This window comes from Azospirillum formosense (assembly GCF_040500525.1).
In the GTDB taxonomy this organism is placed as follows: Bacteria; Pseudomonadota; Alphaproteobacteria; order Azospirillales; family Azospirillaceae; genus Azospirillum; species Azospirillum formosense_A.
In genome coordinates this window covers 1-20,900 of sequence record NZ_CP159402.1, presented here as the reverse complement: position 1 = coordinate 20,900, position 20,900 = coordinate 1, and the positions used below count along the sequence as shown (strand labels likewise).

Sequence of the window (20,900 nt, the reverse complement as noted above, 5' to 3'; positions counted from 1 at the left end):
ATGCAGCGCGAAGAGCCGGCCCGGATCAGTTGGCCGGCCCCATGAAGACGGAGTCATAGGTCGCCACCTCACCATCGGCCGAGGTAAGCCTGAAGGTAAGGGGCTGGGAGGCGCCTTGCAAACCGGTGCGCGGCGCGGTCACGAAAATTCTGTAGGTCGCCACCATGTCCGGACCGGCGGTCAGGCGCTGGGTGCCGGCCTGCTCGTCCTGGCCGTCGCCGGCCACCGACAGGCTGGCCCCCGCCACCCCGGAAACCGCCAGCGTGTAGGCGCGCGGGTCGCGGGTCATGTTGGAGATCTTGAAGGTGTAGGCGTTGCGCACCGACCCGTCCGACAGGGCCACGAACAGCGGGGCGCGGTCGCGCAGGACGCTGATGTCCAGACCCGGCTTCAGCAGCAGCCCGACGCCGATGCCGCCGGCGATGACCAGCATCATCAGCGAATAGAGGATCGTGCGCGGGCGCAGCAGACGGAAGGGCACCGGCCGGCCGCCGGTGGCGACGGCCACCTGGTTGGTCTGGGTGTCGAATTTGATGAGGCCGGTCGGGCGCCCGACCTTGGTCATGATCTCGTCGCAGGCGTCGATGCACAGGCCGCAGCCGATGCACTGCATCTGCAGCCCGTCGCGGATGTCGATGCCGGCGGGGCAGACCTGGACGCAGTTGAAGCAGTCGATGCAGTCGCCCAGCCCCTCGGCCCTGCGCTCCTCCCAGCTCTGCGACTTGCGCATCAGGCTGCGGCCCTCGCCGCGCCAGTCCTGGTAGGTGACGATCAGGCTGTCCTCGTCGATCATCGCCGACTGGAAGCGCGGCCACGGGCACATGTAGGTGCAGACCTGCTCCCGCGCGAAGCCGGCCAGCAGGTAGGTGGTGGCGGTGAACAGGCCGATGAAGCCGAGCGCGGTCGAGGACACCTCGAAGCGCAGCATCTCGCCGAGCAGCGTCGGCGCGTCGGTGAAGTAGAAGATCCAGGCGCCGCCGGTCGCCAGGGCGATCAGCAGCCAGATCAGGTTCTTCAGGACCTTGCGCCCGGCCTTCCGGGCGGTCCAGGGACCCTGGTCGAGGCGGATGCGCTCGCCGCGGTCGCCCTCGACCAGCCGTTCGACCCAGACATAGAGGTCGGTCCACACCGTCTGCGGGCAGGCGTAGCCGCACCAGACGCGGCCCGCCAGCGAGGTCGCCAGGAAGAGGCCCAGCGCCGCCAGGATCAGCGCGCCGGTCAGGTAATAGATCTGCTGCGGCCACAGCTCGACGAAGAACAGGTAGAAGCGGCGGTTGGCGAGGTCGAGCAGCACCGCCTGGTCGGGCGCGTTCGGCCCGCGGTCCCAGCGGACCCAGGGCAGCACGTAGTAGATCGCCAGGAGGGCCGCCAGCGCCGCCCATTTGATGCTGCGGAAGGTGCCGTGCACCGCCTTGGGATAGACCTTGGCGTGCTTCTGGTACATGGAGCGCGCGGCGCGGCGCGGCGCCTTCGGGGGGGCGGCGGCGGGCGCATCCCCGGCGGCCGGGGCCAAGCGTTCCGAGGCATCGCTTCGGGGCGGCTGTTCGGTGGTCGTGCTCATGACCTCGCCTTCTTCGTCTGGCGTCCGCCGCTCGGGCGGCTTGGCCATGCCGACATGGTTCGGCGGTGGCGAGGGGACTATGGCGGCAGAACGTCACAGGGGCATTGCGCTGGATCAAAGGATTCGGGGGGGGGCGCCCGGCGGCGTCCGCCCTTCCCGCGGCCCCGCCGCGGTTCGGAAGACAAGCCGTCCGGACAAGAAAAATGCCGGGGAGTCGCCTCCCCGGCACCGAAGTCCGGCGGACCCGCCGGGGGGGCGTCCCCCTCCCCGGCCGGTCCCTCCCGTCCGGACGGCTTACTTGCCGCCGCCCAGATTGTGGACGTAGACGGCCAGCGACTTGATCGTCGCGTCGTCCAGACGCTTCGACCAAGCGGGCATCACGCCGGCGCGGCCGTTCGTGATGGTCTCCACCAGCGTGGCCTTGTCGCCGCCGTACAGCCAGTTGGCCGTGACGAGCGGCGGAGCGCCGACATCCATGCCGACCGCGACCGAGCCCTGCGCGCTGTCGCCGTGGCAGGCGGCGCAGTTCTCGTCATAGACGGTCTTGCCCTTTTCCGCCGCGGCGGCGTCGGTCGAGCGCTTGTTCAGCGACAGGACATACTCGGCGACCTGGCCGATCTGCTCGCGGTTCAGGATGCCGTCCCGGCCGAAGGCGGTCATGCCGATGCCGACCGTCCCGCGGGTGTCGCCGTCATCCGCACGGATGCCGTGCTGGATGGTCTTGTAGATGTCGGCGGTGGTGCCGCCCCACAGCCACACGTCGTCGGCGAGCGTCGGGAAACCCTTGGCGCCCTGGCCGCCGGCGCCGTGGCAGGCCGCGCAGTTCTCGTTGAAGTAGGAGCGGCCGCCGGCCATCGCGAAGGCAAGGAGGTCCTTGTTCTTCTGGATGTCCTCGACGGAGGTCGCCGCGATGGCCGTCAGGTACTTTTCCTGGGCCTTCTTGCCGTCGGCGACCTTCTGCACCAGCTCCTCGCGCTGCGAGTAGCCGAGCAGGCCCTTCGTGTAGCTCTTGCCCAGCGGCCACGCCGGGTAGAGCACGTAGTAGACGAGGGACCACGCGATGCAGACGTAGAAGATGTACAGCCACCACTTGGGCAGGGGGTTGTTCAGCTCCCGCAGGCCGTCCCACTCGTGGCCGGTGGTCTCGACGCCGGACAGGGCGTCCTTTTCTTTCTGTGCCATGGCCTAAAACTCCTGACCATCTTCCTTGAGCGGGATCCGGGAGGCGTCTTCGAACTTGCCCCGGTTGCCTGGCCACATGGCGTAGACCACGATGCCGGTGAAGAGCAGGGCCAGCCAGACGGTCCAGAAGGACCGCAGGGCGACAGTGATCGAATCCAAGTCCATGGATCCCTCCCGGTTACTGCTGGAGCTGCTTGGGCGACTGGTACTTGGTGAAGTCCACCATGGTGCCCAGGACCTGCAGGTAGGCCACCAGCGCGTCCATTTCGGTGACGCCCTTGTTGCCCGTGAAGTTGGCCACGACGGCCTTCGGGTAGCGCTTCATCAGACCGGCCGTGTCGGCGTCCGGGTTCTTCTGCGCTTCGAGGTCGGCCTTGGCGCTGGCGATCTGCTCGTCCGTGTAGGGGACGCCGACGATGCGCAGGGTCTTCATGTGATCCTGGATGTCGGTGTACTTCAGCGGACGGTCCTTCATCCAGGCGTAGCCCGGCATGATCGACTCCGGCACCACGGCGCGCGGATCAACCAGATGGGCCACCTGCCAGTCGTTGGAGTACTTGCCGCCCACGCGGGCCAGGTCCGGACCGGTGCGCTTGGAGCCCCACTGGAAGGGATGGTCGTACATGCTTTCCGCGGCCAGCGAGTAGTGACCGTAACGCTCCACCTCGTCGCGGAACGGACGGATCTGCTGGCTGTGGCAGTTGTAGCAGCCTTCGCGGAAGTAGATGTTCTGGCCAGCCAGCTCGAGCGGCGAGTAGGGACGGACCCCATCCACCTTCTCGATCGTCGACTCGATCGTGAACAGCGGGACGATCTGGACGAGGCCGCCGATCGACACGGTGATCAGGATCAGGACGATGAGCAGAAGCGTGTTCCGCTCGATCGTGTCGTGACTAAAGCCCTTTTTTTGCTCAGCCATTTTCTCAGTTCCTCCGGCGTCAGGCCGCACCGACCGCCGCCTTGTGCGGGGCGGAGGCATAGGGCTTCTCGATGCGGACGTCACCCTTGGCCGTGCGCCACAGGTTGTAGACCATGATCAGGGCACCAGCCAGGAACAGGACGCCGCCCAGAGCACGGATCACGTAGAAGGGATGCATGGCCGCGACCGTCTCGACGAACGAGTACTGGAGGAAGCCGAGGTTGTCGTAGGCGCGCCACATCAGGCCCTGCATGATGCCCGACACCCACATGGCGGTGATGTAGAGCACGATGCCGATGGTGGCGGTCCAGAAGTGGTAGCTGACCAGACGCAGGCTGTAGAGCTGCGAGCGCTTCCACAGGACCGGGACCAGATAGTAGATCGCGCCGAAGGAGATGAAGGCCACCCAGCCGAGCGCACCGGAGTGCACGTGGCCGATCGTCCAGTCGGTGTAGTGCGACAGGGCGTTGACCGGCTTCACCGACATCAGCGGGCCCTCGAAGGTCGACATGCCGTAGAAGGCCACCGACGTCACGAGGAAGCGCAGGACCGGGTCGGTGCGCAGCTTGTCCCAGGCACCCGACAGGGTCATGATGCCGTTGATCATGCCGCCCCAGGACGGCATCCACAGCATGACCGAGAAGGTCATGCCCAGCGTCTGCGCCCAGTCCGGCAGGGCCGTGTAGTGCAGGTGGTGCGGGCCGGCCCAGATGTAGAGGAAGATCAGCGTCCAGAAGTGCACGATCGACAGGCGGTACGAATAGACCGGCCGCTCCGCACGCTTCGGAACGAAGTAGTACATGATGCCGAGGAAGCCGGCGGTCAGGAAGAAGCCGACCGCGTTGTGGCCGTACCACCACTGCACCATGGCGCTCTGCACGCCCGAGACGAACGGGTAGGACTTCATCCCGGTCAGCGACACCGGGACGTTGACGTTGTTGCCGATGTGGAGGATCGCGACGGTCAGGATGAACGCCATGAAGAACCAGTTGGCGACGTAGATGTGCGACTCCTTGCGGGTCATCACCGTGCCGATGAACTGGATGGCGTAGAGGACCCAGATGACCGTCAGGTAGAGGTCGAGGATCCACTCCGGCTCCGCATACTCCTTGCCCTGGGTGTAGCCGAGCACGTAGCTGAGCGCCGCCAGGACGATGAAGATGTTGTAGTTCCAGAAGACGAACTTCGTGAGGCCCTCACCGCCGAACAGGAACTGGCGGCTGGTGCGCTGCACGGAGTAGAGCGAGGTGGCGAACAGGACGTTGCCGCCGAACGCGAAGATCACGGCCGACGTGTGGACCGGCCGCAGGCGCCCGAAGCTCGTCCACTCAAGGCCGAGGTTCAGCGCCGGAAAAGCGAGCTGCAGCGCGATGAAGACGCCGGCCAGGAAGCCGACGACGCCCCAGAACACTGCAGCGATGACGAAGAGTCGGACGGCGTCTTCGTAGTAACGCACATTTTCCGACACCCGCTGGCTGCCCAGGGCGGCCCCTGGCGTCAGAGTCGCTGATGTCATTCAATCTCTCCCGTTTGCCCCGGGCGGCTCGGGCCGCTCCCTCTGAGGTTGCACCACCGCTGGGTACGTACTGTTAAGGAGGGGGGCAGGTTCACATACGATGCACTTCTTATGCGGACGCCGGTTGCGCCTGCCTCCAATAATCCCAATATGTGTAGGGGTGGACCTTGCAACATTGATCTACGTCAACGACCGGTCTTACCGGTGCCTGCCATCGTTCACCGTCCTTCACGCGGTCGGACGGGCATGGACGAAAGCTTCATCGCGAAACCTCTCGGTCAGCGTCAGATCGACCAGGCCTATCCGCTGGTGCGGGCCATTTTCCCGGACTTGCCGGTGGAGCAATGGCGCGCATTTGCCGCAGCACTTATCGGGCCGGTTGATACCCCCGCGACGCCGTCGGGCATCATGACCGTGCAGAACGCACGGGGGTACCTCCATGGGCTTTTCTCATACGCTATTGCGGAGCATCTGTGCCATGGCCGAATTCTGGCCGTGGAGAATTTCGTCGTGCTCGACCTGTTCGACATGACCGGCCCCGCGGAGACTTTGCTGCGCGCGATGGACCGGCTGGCGCGCAGCCACGGATGCACGGCGATCCACACCTCGCTGCCGGAATTGCTGGCCGGGGCGGCCGGGTCGCGCGGGTCCCTGCTGACCTGCTTTCACCAGGACGGGCACCGCACGGAAACCTTGCGGCTGTGCAAGGCGATGGACGGCGCCAACGACAACCGCGCGCATCGGTCGCAGGCGGAAAGCCCGCTCGGCATCCCGTAAGCCGCGCCGGAACGGGCGGGCGCCCCGTCCCGTCCAACGAATCCGTCTGCCGTTTCCCACGACTCCGGCGACGTGACCGTTTGCTCGGCGGGCGCGAGCGGCTAGGATGCGCCATCATGACCGACACCCCCACCACCCCCGTCAAGTACCGGGCGATCCATCTGCAGGCCGGCCGCCAGCGGCGCGTCCTGCACGGCCACCCCTGGGTCTATTCCAACGAAGTCCAGATGGACACGGCGGCCAAGGCCATCCCGCCGGGCAGCCCGGTGCGCCTGCTGGACCCCGGCGGGACCCCGCTGGGCATCGCCACCTTCAACCCGCACACCCTGATCGCCGCGCGGATGCTGTCCAGCGACCCGGCGACGGTGGTGGACCACGCCTTCCTCGCCGGGCGGCTGAAGCGCGCGGTGGCGATGCGCGACGCGCTGTTCGACCGGCCCTACTACCGCGTCGTCCACGCGGAGGCCGACGGGCTGCCGGGGCTGATCGTGGACCGCTACGGCGACGTGGTGACGGTGCAGGCCAACAGCGTCTTCATGGACCAGCGCATCGACGCCATCCTGGCCGCCATCGACGAGGTGCTGGCCCCGCGCGCGGTCATCCTGCGCAACGACAGCACCCAGCGCGCGCTGGAGGGGCTGCCGGAGGAAAGCCGGCTGGTGAAGGGCGAGATCGACGGCCCGATCCGGCTGGAGGAGAACGGCGCCACCTTCTTCGCCGATCCGCTGGGCGGGCAGAAGACCGGCTGGTTCTACGACCAGCGCGACAACCGCGCCTTCATCGCCAAGCTGGCGAAGGGCAAGCGGGCCATCGACTTCTTCAGCTACAACGGCGGCTTCGGCGTGCTCTGCGCGGTCGAGGGCGCGTCGTCGGTGGTGTCGGTCGACCGCTCGCAGGGGGCGCTGGACAACGCCACCCGCGCCGCGGAGGCCAACGGGGTGGCCGACCGCTTCGAGGCGCGCCGCGCCGACGCCTTCAACGAGCTGGAGCGGCTGAACGCCGAGGGCGAAAAGTTCGAGGTCGTCATCGCCGACCCGCCGGCCTTCGTGAAGTCCAAGAAGGACCTCGCCGTCGGGTGCCGCGCCTACCGCAAGATGACCCGTCTGGCCGCCAAGATCACGGCGCCGGGCGGCTTCCTGCTCTGCGCGTCGTGCAGCCACAACGTCGACCCGCCGACCTTCGCCGAGCAGGTCGCCCGCGGCCTGCACGACGCCGGGCGGACCGGGCGCATCCTGCGCAGCGCCGGGGCGGGGCCGGACCATCCGGTGCACCCGCATCTGCCGGAGTCGGCCTATCTCAAGGCCATCGTGATGCAGCTGGACTGAGGGCGACCGCCACGAGGGCGCGACGATGGCGATGATCGTCGTGCCCTCGTGGTTCCCCGTTCTCCTCGCGGCCGCTACGGGCGGCTGAACACCCCGACGACCTCGACGTGGGCGGACCACAGGAACTGGTCCACGGGGTAAACGCGGCTCAACACGTACCCGCCGTCCACCAGCGTCCGGGCGTCGCGGGCGAAGGTCGCGGGGTTGCAGGACACCGCCACCACCCGCGGCACCTTCGACCCGGCCAGCGCCTGCGCCTGGGCAGCGGCGCCGGCGCGCGGCGGGTCGAAGACCACCGCGTCGAACCGCGCCAGATCCTTCACCGTCAAAGGGTTCTCGAACAGGTCGCGCCGCTCCGTGGTCAGGCGCAGGGCGCCCGCCGCCTTGTTCAGCGCGGCCAGCGCCGGGGCGTCCCCCTCCACCGCATGGACCGCCGCCCGCTGGGCCAGCGGGACCGCGAAGGTGCCCAGCCCGGCGAACAGGTCGGCCACCCGCTTCGGCTCCCCGATGTTGGCGAGGACGGCGGCGACCAGGGCGGCCTCCCCCTCGGCGCTCGCCTGGAGGAAGGCGCCGGGCGGCGGAGTCACCGGCAGGCCGGCGAAGGACACCGCGACCGGGCGGCGGTGGGCGATGGGCTCCGGCGCGCCACGGCCATCCGGCTGCCGCTCGTCGGCCTGCCAGGAGATGCGGGCGACTCCGAATTCCTCTCCAAAGCTCACCAACCGCTCCCGCGCCGCGCGGTCCAGGCTGCGCGGGCCGACCAGCACGAGGTCGATCCCGCCCTCCAGATCGGTGGCGATCACGTCGCAGCCGCCGCCGTCCGGCAGAACCGACAGCAGCAGCCCGCGCAGCGGCTCCACCAGGGCGAACAGGCCGGACCGCAGCACCGGACACTCCGTCAGGTCGGTCAGCCGGTGGCTCATCCGCTCGTTGAAGCCGAGCCAGACGCGGCGCCCCCGCTTCAGCGCGGCGAAGCGGGCGCGGCGGCGCGCTCCCGGCGGCGTCCGCGACAACGGCTCCAGGGGCGTGTCGCCCAGCCCGACGCGGGCCAGCGCCCCTTGCACCAGCCCGACTTTCCAGGCGGCGTAGGCGGCGTCCTCCATATGCTGGAGCGTGCAGCCGCCGCAGGTTCCGAAATGGGAACAGGGCGGCGCGGCGCGTCCGGGGCCGGGCTCCAGGATCTCCAGCAGGTCGGCGCGCAGCCCCTCCCCTTTGGCATTGGCGGCCTCCTTCACGGCCACCCGCACGCGGTCGCCGGGAACAGTAAGCGGCACGAAGAGCTTGGCGCCGTCGAAGACGGCGATGCCGTCGCCGCGGGCGCCGACCTCGGTGACGGTCACGTCGGCGATCCTGGGGGCAACACGGGGGGCGGTGCGGGGTTCGCCGCTGCGGGGGGACGGGCGGTGTTTGGGGGCGGGTCGTTTCACGCGGTCACTCTCAGGACGGCCATCATGCCGGTCTCCTGATGCTCCAGAACATGGCAGTGGAGCATCCAGTCGCCGGCCTCTTCGGCCACGAAGGCGATCTCGGCCGTCTCACGGGGGCCGAGCAGGACGGTGTCGCGCCACTCGCGGTGTTCGGCCGGCCGGCCGTTGCGCGAGAGGACGCGGAAGGGAAAGCCGTGCAGGTGCATGGGGTGCCACCAGCCGGTCTCGTTGACGAAGGCCGTCACCTGCGTTTGACCGCGTTTGACGGTGATGAGCGGCTCCAGGTGGTGATGACCCATCGCAGCCACGCCGTTCAGCGCCCAGAAGGGGCCGCGCGGACCGGCATTCTGCGGCATGGCGCCGTGCATCCCGCCGTCCAGCACCACGTCCTGGCGGACGGCGCCGGCAAGGTCGGGTTCGGGCAGCGGGTTGGCGGCCAGCGCGACCGGGGCGTCCAGCGGCGAGTCGCGCAGGGGGGCCTCGGCGCTGTAGGTCAGCCGGGTCAGCCGGTAGGCCATGCGCGGGTAGAAACCGTCGACCACGTCGAACCCCTCGCCCGGCCTGCCGTCCATGTCGATCACGAGGTCGGCGCGCTGGCCGGGCGCCAGCACCACCTTGCCATCCGGCGGGGCGTGCGGAGTCACCGGCTGGCCGTCGAGCGCGATCACCCGCGGCGCGTGCCCCTGGAAGTCGAGCGCGAAGACGCGGGCGTTCGCCGCGTTGATCAGGCGCAGGCGGACGCGCTCCCCGGCGCGGACCGGCACGCTGTCCCGCACCGCGCCGTTGATGGTGACGGTGTTGCCGATGCGCCCGGCGTGGGTGGCGTCCATGGGATGGCCGAAGCCGCCGGCCAGCTCTGCCTCCCTGGTCAGCCGCCAGTCGCCGAGCAGCCAGAGCAGGTCGCGGTCGACGCGGATCGGCTCGCGCTCCTCCACGATGAAGGCGCCGGTCAGGCCGTGGGCCACCTGCACCCCGCTGTTGACGTGGGGGTGGTACCAGAAGGTGCCGGCGTCCTTCAGCGGGAACTCGTAGTCGAAGCGGCCGCCCGCCGGCACCGGCGGCTGCGACAGGCCGGGCACCCCGTCCATGGCGTTGGGGACGCGCAGGCCGTGCCAGTGAATGGTCGTCGGCTCCGGCAGCGCGTTGGCGAAGGCGATCCGCGCCGTGTCGCCCTGGCGGAAGCGCAGTTCCGGCCCCGGAATCCGCCCGTCATAGGCCCAGACCGCCGTGTCGGGAAAGCCCGCCCCCGCCAGATTGACGCGGGCCGGGCCGGCGGACAGGCGGACCGCTTTTCCCTCCCCCGCCGACGCACGGGCCGCGCGCGGCAGCAGGCCGGCACCGGCCAGCAGGGCGGAGCCGGTCAACAGAGTGCGGCGGGTCAGCGGGAGAAGCGGCGGCACGGCGTCCTCACACGTAGCGGGCCAGGGCGTCGCGCAGGTCGGCCGGCACCGGGGTTGGGCGGTGGCTGTCCTTGTCGACGATGACGCAGACGGCCTCCTGCACGGCGATGCAGCGGTCGCCGTCGAAGATCGCCGCCCCCAGGACGACGGAGGTGTTGCCGACCTTCGCGACCCGCGCGCCGACGCGGATGTTCGCCGGGAACAGAAGTTCCGCCTTGTAGTCGATGACGCTGCGCGCCAGCACCACGGTCCAGGGGGACTCGCCGCGGAAGCCGCCGCACTCATGGACCAGCGACACGCGCAGCTGCTCGAAGTACACGCCGATGGCGTTGTTGTTGACGTGGCCGAGCGCGTCGAGGTCGGCGAAGCGCACATGCTCCGCGATCCAGAAACGGTAGAGGTCGGGGCGGGTCGGATCGGTCATGGTCGCCTGTCGGATGGTGGTTCGGGCCGAATGTGGCCGGTGCGGCCGGCCGGGGCAAGCCCGGGCATGACGGTCATTCCCCGCACCGTCCCGATTTGCCGCGCCAAGCCGGGCGGGGCGGTGTTATAGGAGTCGCACCATAACACCCGCAACGGACCGCAAGATGAGCAAGGACAGCACCAACCAGACGGCCGAGGCCCTCTTTGAGAAGGCCCTGTCGGTCGCCGAGAAGCATCTCGAGGCGGCGATCAAGGAAGGCGGGGTCCTCGGCCCCTACATCGCCGTCGCCATGATCGAGGCCGCCGTGAACACCGCCGTGGACGAGACCAGCCACGAGGACGTCATCGACATGCTGCGCGATCTGGCCGCCCAGATCGAAGCGGATGCGGACGAAAGCGAAGAATAAGGTCTGCCGCCGTCACGCGGGGTCCGGCTGCCGGCGCGCTTCGCGCCGGCGCAGGATTTCGTAGACGACGGCGCCCAGGATGGTCAGCGCGATCAGGATCAGCGACAGCGCGTTGACCGCGGGCGTCAGGCCCGTGCGCACCTTCGAGGCGATGTAGACCGTCAGCGTGGTGTCCAGCCCGCGGACGAACAGCGTCGTGTTGTAGTTCTCGAAGCTCTGCAGGAAGGCCAGGAAGGACGCCGACAGGATGGCCGGCGTCAGATAGGGCAGCGTGATCCGCCGGAACACCTGCCCGTGGGTGGCGCCCAGATCCAGCGCCGCCTCCTCCAGCGTCGCATCGAACCGTTGCAGCCGCGCCAGGAACAGCAGCATCGCGTAGGCCGCGATGAAGCTGGACTGGGCCAGGATGGTCAGGAACAGGCCGCCGGTCACCCCGAACCACTCCCGCCAGAAGACCAGCGTCGAGATGCCGACGATCACCCCCGGCGTCAGCAGCGGCGACACCATCACGGCGTAGAGGAAGGTCCGCGCCCGGCTGTGCAGCCGGTCGAGCAGCAGCGCCGCCGCCAAACCCAGCGGCACCGCCACCGCGATCACCCCCGCCCCGACCAGCAGGCTGGTGCCCAGCGCCTGCCACATGCGCTGGTCCGCCCACAGGGCGCCGAACCATTGCAGCGTGAAGCCCATCCAGGGGGTGATGGTCGGGAAGCGGCTGCTGTTGAAGGTCGCCGCCGCCATGATCCCCAGCGGCAGGAACAGATAGCCGAAGAACAGGACCAGATAGGCCCCGGTGACCCAGCGGCGGAAGGTTGCGGCGGTCATTTCGGCCCCATCATTTCGCAATATCCGTGAGGCCGACGCGGAACAGCCGCATCATCAGCAGGATGAAGGCGATGCACAGGATCAGCAGGATGAAGGCGTAGGCCGCCCCCTGGTTCCAGTTCCCGCCCTCGAAGAACCAGTTGTAGATGACCTCGGTGAACCAGCGGCTCTGCGGTCCGCCCAGCAGGGCCGGCACGGCGTAGCTGCCCGCCGCCAGCATGAAGGTCATGATGCAGCCGACCGCGATTCCCGGCTTGGCGTGGGGGATGACGATGCGGCGGTGGATGCGCAGCCAGCCGGCCCCCAGGTCGCGCGCCGCCTCGATCTGGTTGCGGTCCAGCGATTCCATGGCGTTCATGATCGGGAACACCATGAAGAGGATGTAGACGTAGACCATCCCGATGATCACCCCGGCGTCGCCGCCGAGCAGCCGCTGCGGCTCCGAGAAAATGCCGAGCCCGACCAGAAGCGCGTTCAACGGCCCGTTGAAGGCCAGGATGATGTACCAGGCGAAGGTGCGCAGCAGCTCGTTGATCCAGAAGGGAACGACGAGCATCAACACGAGCAGCGGCAGACGCCGCCGCGGCGCCACCTGCGCCATGTAGAAGGCGACGGGGTAGCAGACGGCCAGCGTGACGGCGGTGACGAGGCTGCTCGCCCAGATCGTCTTCAGGAAGATCGCCAGATGGATCTGGTTGGTCCACAGCGTCGCGTAATTGCGCAGCGTGTAAACGTCCTCCGGCCCGCCGGCCTTGCTGGGCGGCAGCGACGGTCGGAAGGAGAAATCCACCATCAGCAATTGCGGCAGCACGACCAGCAACAGAAGCCACGCGGCCACCGCCAGCAGGATCGCCGCGGTCAGAACCGGACCGTACCGGCGCAGCACGCCGCCCATGACCACTCCCCCAACCCGCCGATATACCAGGATCGAAAGACTCTCACGACCCCGGGCCGGAGCGCAAGCGGGGCCATGCCCCGTCCAATAACCACAATTTTATTGTCTTTTTTCGGTCCCCGGACTGTGCCCATAGTGGGGTCATGCGTGCATGGCGGACATCCGGCGTGATGAGAGAGGCAACAGCGTGGGTCGCCGCGCTGGTGCTGGTCTTCCACGCCCTGGTCATGGCCACCCACGTCCCGGCGCCGCTGGCCAAGATGCTGGCGGAGTCGGTGCCCTTCACCATGGCCGGCTCGATCTGCCATTCCGGCGCAGCACCCGACGCCTCCGCCGCGCCGCACACCGACCATGGCCGCGTTCCCGACGGCACGCCGGGCCACGTCACCTATTGCCCGATCTGCCTGTCGCTGGGCGGCGGCTCACTGCTGGGTCCGGCCATGGCGCCGGCGCCGCTGCCCCCGGCCGGGATCGTTCTGGCCGCCGTTCCGTTGCCGGCGGACGACGAGGCCGGCGCCGGGCGCGCCCCGCGCGCCTTCTCCGCCCGGGCGCCTCCGGTGGGTGTCTGACCGAGTTCCCTCGCAGACACACACGCATTCACAGGCGCGGACCTGCGGCTGAACGGCCTTTTCCGACACGCGACCGTTTCTCTTCCCGTCGTCGCTGACGGTGCCCACTCCCCAACCTTCCCCCTCTTCGAGGTGGAGGGGACTGCCCCCGCTTCGCGCAAGGCACCCTCTCCCGCGAAGCTCTCGCGCAAACCGAAGGTTTGCGCTGACGCGGCAGGCGGACCTACGGTCCGCCGAGAGCGGGAGGGCTGGGGTGGGGCCGCTGCGGAAACGGAGACGCCGTCGGTCGGAACCAGGCCCTACGGCCAAATCCGGCGCCTGTGCTCACACCGGAGATCACCCATGATCCGCAACACCCGCGGCGCCCTGTTGGCTGCTGCTGTCCTGACCTGCCTGCCCGTTGCCGCCGCCCTCGCCCACACCACGCTGGAGACCAAGCAGGCCCCGGCCGCCAGCACCTACAAGGGCGTGCTGCGCGTCGGCCATGGCTGCGGCGCCTCCCCCACCGTCGCCCTGCGCGTGCAGATCCCGGAGGGGGTCATCGCGGTCAAGCCGATGCCCAAGCCCGGCTGGACCCTGACGACCAAGGAAGGCCAATACGCCAAGGCCTATGATTACTACGGCGAATCGCTGAGCAAGGGCGTCACCGAGATCGCCTGGACCGGCGGTTCGCTGCCCGACGCCCATTACGACGAGTTCGTCTTCCGCGCCCGCCTGCCCGACGCCGCCCCCGGCACCGTGGTCTATTTCCCCGTGGTGCAGGAGTGCGAGACCGGCGTGCACCGCTGGATCGAGATCCCGGAGCCGGGCAAGACCGACCACGATTACAAGGAGCCGGCCCCCGGCGTCACCCTGACCGCCAAGCCGTAAGAGAAGGGGAAACGCATGCGCCGGCTGGTCGTGGGGTGGATCGCCGCCCTGATGCTGCTGTCCCTGTCCGTGCCGGCCCTGGCGCATGCCGTGCTGGTCGAGAGCGCCCCGGAGGACGGGGCGCGGCTCGACAGCCCGCCCGCCGAGGCCATGCTGCGCTTCAACGAACCGGTGCGGCCGGTGTCGGTGAAGCTGATCGGCCCCGGCGGGGTCGAGCTTCCCCTGCCCGCCGCTTCCGCCGCCGGGGACGGGGCGCTGCGCGTCGCCCTGCCCGGCGGGCTGGCGGTGGGAACCCATGTCCTCAGCTACCGCGTCAGCTCGGCGGACGGCCATCCGGTCGCGGGGTCGCTCCTGTTCGGGATCGGTGCGGAGCCGGAACGACCGGCGGAGCTGGGCGGCGCGACGCCGCCGGCCACGCTGCTGGCCGCGGCGGCGGTCCGGGCGCTGCATTACGGAAGCCTGCTCGCGGCGGTGGGGGGCGGGCTGTTCCTGGTGCTGGTGGCGGGACGGTGGAGTCCGCTGAACCGCCGCCTGCGCCCCGGCCTGTGCCTGGGCGTCGGCGGCGCCGCCCTGGTGGCGGTGTTGAACGCCGGGCTGGCCGGCGCGGTTCTGGAAGGGGCGCCGCTGTCCGCCCTGGCCAGCGCCCCGCCCTGGGTCGCCGGCATGACCAGCACGGCGGGGCCGAGCGCCGTCCTGGCCCTGCTCAGCCTGATCGCCGCCGCTCTGGGGCTGGCGCTGGAGGAGCGGGGAACAGCGGGCCGCGTCCTGCTGGTGGGCGGAGCGGTCGGGGCGGCGCTGGCGCTGGCCGCCACCGGCCACGCCGCGACGGCGGAGCCGCGCTGGCTCAGCGTGCCGCTGGTCGCCTTGCACGGACTGGCGGTGGCCTTCTGGATCGGCAGCTTCTGGCCGCTGGCCGTGCTGCTGCGGACGGAGCCGCCGGCGGAGTCGCTGCGGCTGGTCCGCCGCTTCTCGGCCGTCGCGGTTCCGGCGGTGGCCCTCCTGCTGCTGGCCGGGGCGGGGCTGAGCGCGCTGCAGCTCGCCGATCCGCGCGCCATCCTGACCACCGCCTACGGCCAGATCTGGACCGGCAAGATCGTCTGCGCGCTGGCCCTGCTGGCGCTGGCCGCCGTCAACCGGTGGCGGCTGACGCCGCGGCTGGAGGTCATGGGCGGACAGGCCGCGGCCCGGCTGCGCGCCAGCGTCCACACGGAGATGGTGGTGGCGGGGCTGGTCATCCTGTTCACCGCCGGGCTGGGCACCACCCCGCCGCCGCGCACCCAGGCCCCGCCGGTCTTCGCCGAGAAGCCGGCGGGCTTCAGCACCGCGGTCGTGGCGCGCGGCCGCACGGCCATCGTGACGGTGACCCCGGCCACACCGGGAGCGAACCGCGTCGAGATGCGCCTGACGGGGCCGGACGGCGCGCCGCTCGACGTGTTGGAGGTGTCGGCGGAGCTGGCCCTGCCCGCCGCCGGGATCGAGGGCATCACCCGCCCCCTGCCCAAGGTGGCGCCCGGCGTCTACGCGGCCGACGGGGTGACGCTGCCGGTGGCCGGGTCCTGGGCGGTGCGGCTGGACGCGCTGGTCAGCGACTTCGAGAAGGTGCCCTTCCGCGCGGTTGTCCCGGTGGATCGCTGAGCGGCGTTACGCCGGCGCGTCCGGCAGCACCACGGCGTCCTCCGCCCGGAAGGCGATGCGGGCGGGCTCGCCGGGGGTCAGCGGCGGCTCGTCGCCGAGATGCGGAACCTGGACGGTGATGCCGCCCTCCAGGAAGGCGTTGATGAAGGCGCCCTCGAAATCCCGGTGGGTGACCCGCGCCTCCAGCGCGTTCTCCGCTCCCGCCCCCGCCGCCATGCGCTCCGGCCGGACGAACAGGGTGGCGCGGTCGCCGGGCGACAGGCGGCGCGGGTTGCGCCCGACCAGACGGCCGCGGGGCGTGTCCAGAACGGCCATGCCCCCCGCCGACTCGGCGACGGTGCCGGCGAAGCGGTTGTTCTCCCCCACGAAGGAGGCGACGAAGGCGGTTTCCGGATGGTCGTAGATGGCCCGGCCGTCGCCCACCTGCTCCAGAACGCCCCTGGACATCACGCCGATCCGGTCGGACATGGTCAGCGCCTCGCCCTGGTCGTGGGTGATGTAGATGAAGGTCACGCCGGTCCGCTTCTGCAGGTCGCGCAGCTCCGCGCGCATGTGCTGGCGCAGCTTGAGGTCGAGCGCCGACAGCGGCTCGTCCAGCAGCAGGACGGCGGGCTCCACGGCCAGCGCGCGGGCGATGGCGATGCGCTGGCGCTGGCCGCCCGACAGCTCCGTCACCTTCTTCTCCGCGGCGTCCGGCAGGGCCACGAGGTCGAGCAGCTTGCGCACCCGCCCCTGGCGCTCCGCCGAGGGCACGCCGCGCACCTCCAGCCCGAAGCCGATGTTCTCCGCCACCGTCATCAGCGGGAACAGGGCGAGGTTCTGGAAGATCAGCGCGGTCGGGCGCTTGTTCGGGCCGATGCCGCGCATGTCCCGGCCGCCGATGCGGATGGCGCCCTCCGTCGGCTCCATGAAGCCGGAGACCATGCGCAGGATGGTGGTCTTCCCGCAGCCCGACGGGCCGAGGAAACTGAAGAATTCCCCCGCCCCGACCGTCAGCGACACGTCGCGGACGGCGGTGACGGAACCGAACCGCATGGTGACGGACTCGAGCTGGACGTCCTGACTCATAGGCACCTGAATGGAAAACGGGAATGCGCCAGCAGGCGCACCCCCCTCACCCTAACCCTCTCCCCAGAGGGGAGAGGGGACACTAGGGGGCAAGAGAGGGTATTTATCACGCGGCCAGGAAGCGGTCCTGGTACTCGTTGCGGATGGAGACGTACCAGGCCTCCTGGATCGGCCACCACCACAGCTTCTGCAGCGCGTCGCCCGGATAGGCGTCGGCGAAGAACTGCTTGTTCAGGTCGGACAGATGCGCCTCCGCCCCGACCGCCGTGCTGGAGATGCCGGAATGGTTGGTGTAGAGGGCGCCCGCCTCCGGCGTGTAGAACCAGTTGATCCAGGCGTAGGCCTGCTCCAGGTTCACCGCCTTGGCCGGGATCGCGAAGCCCTCCATCCAGGCCAGCGCGCCTTCCTTGGGCGCCAGGAAGCGGACCGGCAGCCCCTCCTTGCGCAGGGCGACGGCGGAGGAATCCCAGGTCTGGCCGATGACGCAGCCGTTGGTGCGGAAGGCGCCCTGGGCCTCGTTCTCGTTCGACCAGAACTGGCCGATGGCCTTCTTGTGGGCGGCGGCGACCTGAAGGATCGCGTCGAAGTTGGCGCGCGCCTTCGCCTCGTCCTTGAACTGCTCGCGGATCGGGTGGGGCAGCTTGCCCTGGCCTTCCAGCCACAGGCCGATGCCGATCAGGCCGGAATGGCCGCGCACCGTCACCTTGCCGGCGTGCTCCGGCTTCCACAGGTCGCCGTAGCTGGCGGTGCCGTAGGTCAGAGGCGCCTTGGCCTGATCGTAGGCGATGGCCTCCGTCCCCCAGTCGGCGGGGGCGAAGAAACGCTTGCCGCCGACCACGCCGCCCATGGCGGCGGAGCCCTCGACCGCCGACTTCAGGCAGCCGTCCCACTTGACCTTCGATTCGTCCAGCGGCTGGACCAGCTCGAACTCCACATAGTTCGGCACGCGGTCCACCGTGGGATGGATGATGTCGAAGCCGGCGCCGCCGGTGGCCTTGAGCTGGTTCAGCAGCTCGTCGTTGGTGCCGTATTCGGTCAGGCTGGCCTTGATGCCGGTCTTCTTCTCGAAGTCGGCCAGCATGTCCGGGCTGATGTAGCCGGCCCAGGAGAAGATCTTGACGCTGCCCGACGCGGCCCGGCCCTCGCGCAGGACGAAGGGGCCGACCGAGGCGACGCCCGCCACGGCGGCCGCACCCTGGAGCAGCAGGCGGCGGGTGAAGCCCTTGGCGGCGCGCTGCGTCTCGGCGCTTGAGCGCTGTTCCAGGCTGGTGGTTTCCGGAACCTTGGTCATGGCACCTGCTCTCCCCTTTTCTTATTGGCCCGAAATCATCCGGCCACGCCGATCGCGGGGCCGGTCGCGGGACCGGTCCGGCCGGACTCCGCCGCAGCGGCAACTGTGCCGCGATATCCGGGCGCCGTCCATGGCTCAAGCGGGCGTGGGCGCAAACTTCATCGGCCTGTAACGCCCCCGGGCCGTCCGGACGCTACATCACGTAGAACCGGGCCTTCACCACCACACCGTCGATGCCGCAGACCACGGTGCGGTTGCGCCCGCTGTTCTTCGCGAAGTAGAGCGACTCGTCGGCCCGCTTGATCAGGTCGGCCACCGTCTCCGTCCCGTCCGCCGGGCAGATGCCGACGCTGACGGTGAAGGCGAACAGCGCGCCCTCGGCGGTCCGGGCGGTCAGCGCCTCCGTCGCCACGCGGATCTCCTCCACCTTGGCGATGGCCGTCTCGACCTGCGGGGCCGGCAGGACCATGCAGAACTCCTCCCCGCCCATGCGGCCGAGGAAGCCGCCGGGCGGCACGCGGGCCGCGCAGGTCTGGGCGAACAGAGTCAGCGCGAGGTCGCCGTTGGAGTGGCCGTAGGTGTCGTTGACGCGCTTGAAATGGTCGATGTCGAACAGCGCGACGGCGAAGGGCACGGCCTTGTCCGTTCCGTTTCCGCCTTGAAGCAGCCGGTGCTGCTGCTCCAGCCGCTCCATGAAGCGGCGGCGGTTCAGGACGCCGGTCAGATAATCGGTGTTCAGCATCTCCGACATCACCCGATGGGTGCGGGTGATGCGTTCGCCGGCGCGCACACGGGCGCGCAGCATGGGCATGTCGATGGGCTTGGTCAGGAACTCGTCGGCGCCGGCGTCGAACGCCTCGATCCGGCGCTGGATGTCGTCGTTGGCGGTCATCAGGATGGAGAAGGTCCGGTGCTGGTCGTCCTCCGCCCGGATCAGCCAGCACAGTTCCAGCCCGTCCATCCGCGGCATCTCCAGATCGGTGATCAGGATATGGATGTCGTGGAGATGGTAGAGGTCCAGCGCCTCGCGCCCGTCGCGGGCCAGCAGAACCCGGTAGCCGTACGCCTCAAGATGGTTTTTCAGGATGTTCCGGACAACGGAGGAATCGTCGGCGACGAGGACGTTCGTCTCCGCGGTTGAGCCGGAATTCATGGCAGCCACCCCTTGCAGGCACCCGCGGGGTGTTTACAAGGGTTTTGTATAAAATACCATCATTTTTGCAGGGGCATTCGCCGCCGCCCGCCGTCTTCCGGGCCCGTCCTCTGGACCCGGCAGCCGGACTGGCTCAGCTCTCCAGCATGCGGCGGAGAAGCTCCACGTCCTCGGCGAAGGCGGGGTCGGTGGTGCGCAGCTCCTCCACCTTCTTCACCGCGTGCATCACGGTGGTGTGGTCGCGCCCGCCGAACTTGCGTCCGATCTCCGGCAGGGAGCGGGCGGTGAGCTGCTTGGCGAGGTACATGGCGACCTGCCGCGGGCGGGCCACGGCGCGGGCGCGGCGGGCCGAATGCATGTCGGCGACGCGGATGTTGAAATGCTCCGCCACCCGCTTCTGGATCTCGTCGATGGTGACGCGGCGGTCGTTGGCGCGCAGCAGGTCGTGCAGCACCTCCTGCGTCGATTCCAGCGAGATGGCCCGGCCGACCAGCTCGGCGTGCGCGACGATGCGGTTCAGCGCCCCTTCCAGCTCGCGCACGTTGGACGTGATCTTGTGGGCGAGGAACTCCAGCACCTTCAGCGGGATGGCCGCGTTCAGCGCGTCCGCCTTGGCCTGCAGGATGCCCAGCCGCAGCTCGTAGGTGGTCGGGTGGATGTCGGCGACGAGCCCCCAGCCGAGGCGGGAGCGCAGCCGCTCCTCCATGCCTTCGAGGTCGGACGGGCTCTTGTCGGCCGAGATGATGACCTGGCGGTTCTGGTCCACCAGCGCGTTGAAGGTGTGGAAGAACTCCTCCTGGGTGCTGTCCTTGCCGCTGATGAACTGCACGTCGTCGATCATCAGCACGTCCACCGAGCGGAACTGCTGCTTGAAGGCCATGGTGTCCTTGAAGCGCAGCGCCCGGATGAACTGGTACATGAACTTTTCCGCCGACAGGTAGATCACCTTGCGGTTCGGATCGTTCCGCCGGATCTGCCAGGCGATGGCGTGCATCAGGTGGGTCTTGCCCAGCCCGACGCCGCCATAGAGGAACAGCGGGTTGAAGGTGACCGAGGTGGCGTCGGCGACGCGCCGGGCGGCGGCGTGGGCCAGCTCGTTCGGCTTGCCCACCACGAAATTCTCGAAGGTGAAGCGGGGGTCCAGCGGCGCGGAGATGTCGGTCCGGTCCTCCAGCACCGAGGCGACCGCCGTGGGCGACTCGTCCGACGCGAAGGAGGGCGGCCCCGCCGAATAGGAGGACCCGATGTAGGAGGTGGCCCCATAGGACGCGGATTGGCTGAGCGCAGCGGCCCGCGGGGCGGGCGCCGGGGGAACCGGGCCGCCGCCGGCGCCGTCGGCCGGATCGGAGTCGCGCGGCGCCTCGCCCGCGTCCTCGTCGGCCGTCAGCATGGACGGGGCGTTGGCGGAGGCCACCACGACGTCGATCGACAGGACGTCCGGATTCTCGCCGGCCCACAGGTTGCGGATGCGGTCGGCGTAATGGGTCAGCACCCAGTCGCGCATGAAGCGGGTGGGCACGACGATGCGCACCTCCCCGCCGCGGATTCCGGCGAAGGAAAGCGGCTGCAGCCAGCTGCGGAAGGCGATCTCGCCCACCTCGTCCTTGAGGCGACCCCGGATGCGGGCCCACTGCTGATCCAACGACGCGCCGACCGACAT

Annotated in this window: 20 protein-coding genes; 6 read left to right on the top strand and 14 right to left on the bottom strand. The window is 69.5% G+C overall.

Annotation, left to right across the window (positions count from 1 at the left end; all coding sequences use genetic code 11):
- Nucleotides 1-25: 25 nt before the first annotated feature.
- The 5 genes from ccoG to ccoN form a co-directional block, all read right to left on the bottom strand.
- The gene (ccoG, locus tag ABVN73_RS00100; protein WP_353858391.1) at nucleotides 26-1,561 is read right to left on the bottom strand and encodes a cytochrome c oxidase accessory protein CcoG; all 1,536 of its coding nucleotides are present in this window, start codon (nucleotides 1,559-1,561) and stop codon (nucleotides 26-28) included.
- A 294-nt stretch (nucleotides 1,562-1,855) separates the two neighbouring features.
- On the bottom strand, nucleotides 1,856-2,743 hold the full coding sequence (gene ccoP / locus ABVN73_RS00095; RefSeq protein WP_353858390.1) for a cytochrome-c oxidase, cbb3-type subunit III: 888 nt from the start codon (nucleotides 2,741-2,743) through the stop codon (nucleotides 1,856-1,858).
- 3 nt (nucleotides 2,744-2,746) lie between these two features.
- On the bottom strand, nucleotides 2,747-2,908 hold the full coding sequence (locus ABVN73_RS00090) for a cbb3-type cytochrome c oxidase subunit 3 (RefSeq protein ID WP_014238792.1): 162 nt from the start codon (nucleotides 2,906-2,908) through the stop codon (nucleotides 2,747-2,749).
- A 13-nt stretch (nucleotides 2,909-2,921) separates the two neighbouring features.
- Nucleotides 2,922-3,662: a cytochrome-c oxidase, cbb3-type subunit II gene (ccoO, locus tag ABVN73_RS00085; RefSeq protein ID WP_114861498.1), complete on the bottom strand. Its 741-nt coding sequence runs from the start codon at nucleotides 3,660-3,662 to the stop codon at nucleotides 2,922-2,924.
- 19 nt (nucleotides 3,663-3,681) lie between these two features.
- Nucleotides 3,682-5,178 carry a cytochrome-c oxidase, cbb3-type subunit I gene (ccoN, locus tag ABVN73_RS00080; RefSeq protein ID WP_109069277.1) on the bottom strand — a complete coding sequence of 499 codons (1,497 nt, stop codon included), beginning with the start codon at nucleotides 5,176-5,178 and terminating at the stop codon, nucleotides 3,682-3,684.
- Between the two features lie 246 nt (nucleotides 5,179-5,424).
- On the opposite strand from ccoN, the gene ABVN73_RS00075 reads away from it, so the two are divergent.
- Entirely contained in the window at nucleotides 5,425-5,955 is a 531-nt protein-coding gene (locus tag ABVN73_RS00075; protein WP_353858389.1) for a hypothetical protein, read from the top strand.
- Between the two features lie 116 nt (nucleotides 5,956-6,071).
- Complete coding sequence (locus ABVN73_RS00070; protein ID WP_353858388.1) at nucleotides 6,072-7,280, top strand: class I SAM-dependent rRNA methyltransferase; 1,209 nt, start codon at nucleotides 6,072-6,074, stop codon at nucleotides 7,278-7,280.
- Nucleotides 7,281-7,354: 74 nt separating this feature from the next.
- On the opposite strand, the gene ABVN73_RS00065 is transcribed toward ABVN73_RS00070, so the two are convergent.
- The 3 genes from ABVN73_RS00065 to ABVN73_RS00055 form a co-directional block, all read right to left on the bottom strand.
- Complete coding sequence (locus ABVN73_RS00065) at nucleotides 7,355-8,620, bottom strand: class I SAM-dependent RNA methyltransferase (protein ID WP_353858387.1); 1,266 nt, start codon at nucleotides 8,618-8,620, stop codon at nucleotides 7,355-7,357.
- An 83-nt stretch (nucleotides 8,621-8,703) separates the two neighbouring features.
- Entirely contained in the window at nucleotides 8,704-10,107 is a 1,404-nt protein-coding gene (locus ABVN73_RS00060; RefSeq protein WP_353858386.1) for a multicopper oxidase family protein, read from the bottom strand.
- Nucleotides 10,108-10,114: 7 nt separating this feature from the next.
- Nucleotides 10,115-10,531, bottom strand: a complete 417-nt coding sequence (locus tag ABVN73_RS00055; RefSeq protein ID WP_353858385.1) for a thioesterase family protein — start codon at nucleotides 10,529-10,531, stop codon at nucleotides 10,115-10,117.
- 163 nt (nucleotides 10,532-10,694) lie between these two features.
- Here ABVN73_RS00055 and ABVN73_RS00050 point away from each other — a divergent pair, with 163 nt between their 5' ends.
- Nucleotides 10,695-10,937, top strand: coding sequence for a hypothetical protein (locus tag ABVN73_RS00050; RefSeq protein ID WP_035670021.1), 243 nt, complete (start codon nucleotides 10,695-10,697; stop codon nucleotides 10,935-10,937).
- A gap of 12 nt (nucleotides 10,938-10,949) precedes the next feature.
- Here ABVN73_RS00050 and ABVN73_RS00045 read toward each other — a convergent pair whose 3' ends face one another.
- The gene (locus ABVN73_RS00045) at nucleotides 10,950-11,759 is read right to left on the bottom strand and encodes an ABC transporter permease (RefSeq protein WP_353858384.1); all 810 of its coding nucleotides are present in this window, start codon (nucleotides 11,757-11,759) and stop codon (nucleotides 10,950-10,952) included.
- A 10-nt stretch (nucleotides 11,760-11,769) separates the two neighbouring features.
- Entirely contained in the window at nucleotides 11,770-12,654 is an 885-nt protein-coding gene (locus ABVN73_RS00040; protein ID WP_353858383.1) for an ABC transporter permease, read from the bottom strand.
- A 170-nt stretch (nucleotides 12,655-12,824) separates the two neighbouring features.
- On the opposite strand from ABVN73_RS00040, the gene ABVN73_RS00035 reads away from it, so the two are divergent.
- The 3 genes from ABVN73_RS00035 to ABVN73_RS00025 all read left to right on the top strand — a co-directional run bounded on the left by ABVN73_RS00035 (nucleotide 12,825) and on the right by ABVN73_RS00025 (nucleotide 15,728).
- The gene (locus tag ABVN73_RS00035; protein ID WP_353858382.1) at nucleotides 12,825-13,223 is read left to right on the top strand and encodes a DUF2946 family protein; all 399 of its coding nucleotides are present in this window, start codon (nucleotides 12,825-12,827) and stop codon (nucleotides 13,221-13,223) included.
- Between the two features lie 342 nt (nucleotides 13,224-13,565).
- Nucleotides 13,566-14,093 carry a DUF1775 domain-containing protein gene (locus ABVN73_RS00030; protein ID WP_353858381.1) on the top strand — a complete coding sequence of 176 codons (528 nt, stop codon included), beginning with the start codon at nucleotides 13,566-13,568 and terminating at the stop codon, nucleotides 14,091-14,093.
- Between the two features lie 15 nt (nucleotides 14,094-14,108).
- The gene (locus ABVN73_RS00025) at nucleotides 14,109-15,728 is read left to right on the top strand and encodes a CopD family protein (RefSeq protein ID WP_353858380.1); all 1,620 of its coding nucleotides are present in this window, start codon (nucleotides 14,109-14,111) and stop codon (nucleotides 15,726-15,728) included.
- 6 nt (nucleotides 15,729-15,734) lie between these two features.
- On the opposite strand, the gene ABVN73_RS00020 is transcribed toward ABVN73_RS00025, so the two are convergent.
- The 4 genes from ABVN73_RS00020 to dnaA form a co-directional block, all read right to left on the bottom strand.
- Nucleotides 15,735-16,796, bottom strand: coding sequence for an ABC transporter ATP-binding protein (locus ABVN73_RS00020; protein WP_353858379.1), 1,062 nt, complete (start codon nucleotides 16,794-16,796; stop codon nucleotides 15,735-15,737).
- 106 nt (nucleotides 16,797-16,902) lie between these two features.
- Nucleotides 16,903-18,087 (bottom strand): extracellular solute-binding protein, encoded by a 1,185-nt coding sequence (locus ABVN73_RS00015; RefSeq protein WP_353858378.1) that lies wholly within the window; start codon nucleotides 18,085-18,087, stop codon nucleotides 16,903-16,905.
- A 193-nt stretch (nucleotides 18,088-18,280) separates the two neighbouring features.
- The gene (locus tag ABVN73_RS00010) at nucleotides 18,281-19,240 is read right to left on the bottom strand and encodes a diguanylate cyclase (protein WP_353858377.1); all 960 of its coding nucleotides are present in this window, start codon (nucleotides 19,238-19,240) and stop codon (nucleotides 18,281-18,283) included.
- Between the two features lie 133 nt (nucleotides 19,241-19,373).
- Nucleotides 19,374-20,900: a chromosomal replication initiator protein DnaA gene (gene dnaA, locus ABVN73_RS00005; protein ID WP_353858376.1), complete on the bottom strand. Its 1,527-nt coding sequence runs from the start codon at nucleotides 20,898-20,900 to the stop codon at nucleotides 19,374-19,376.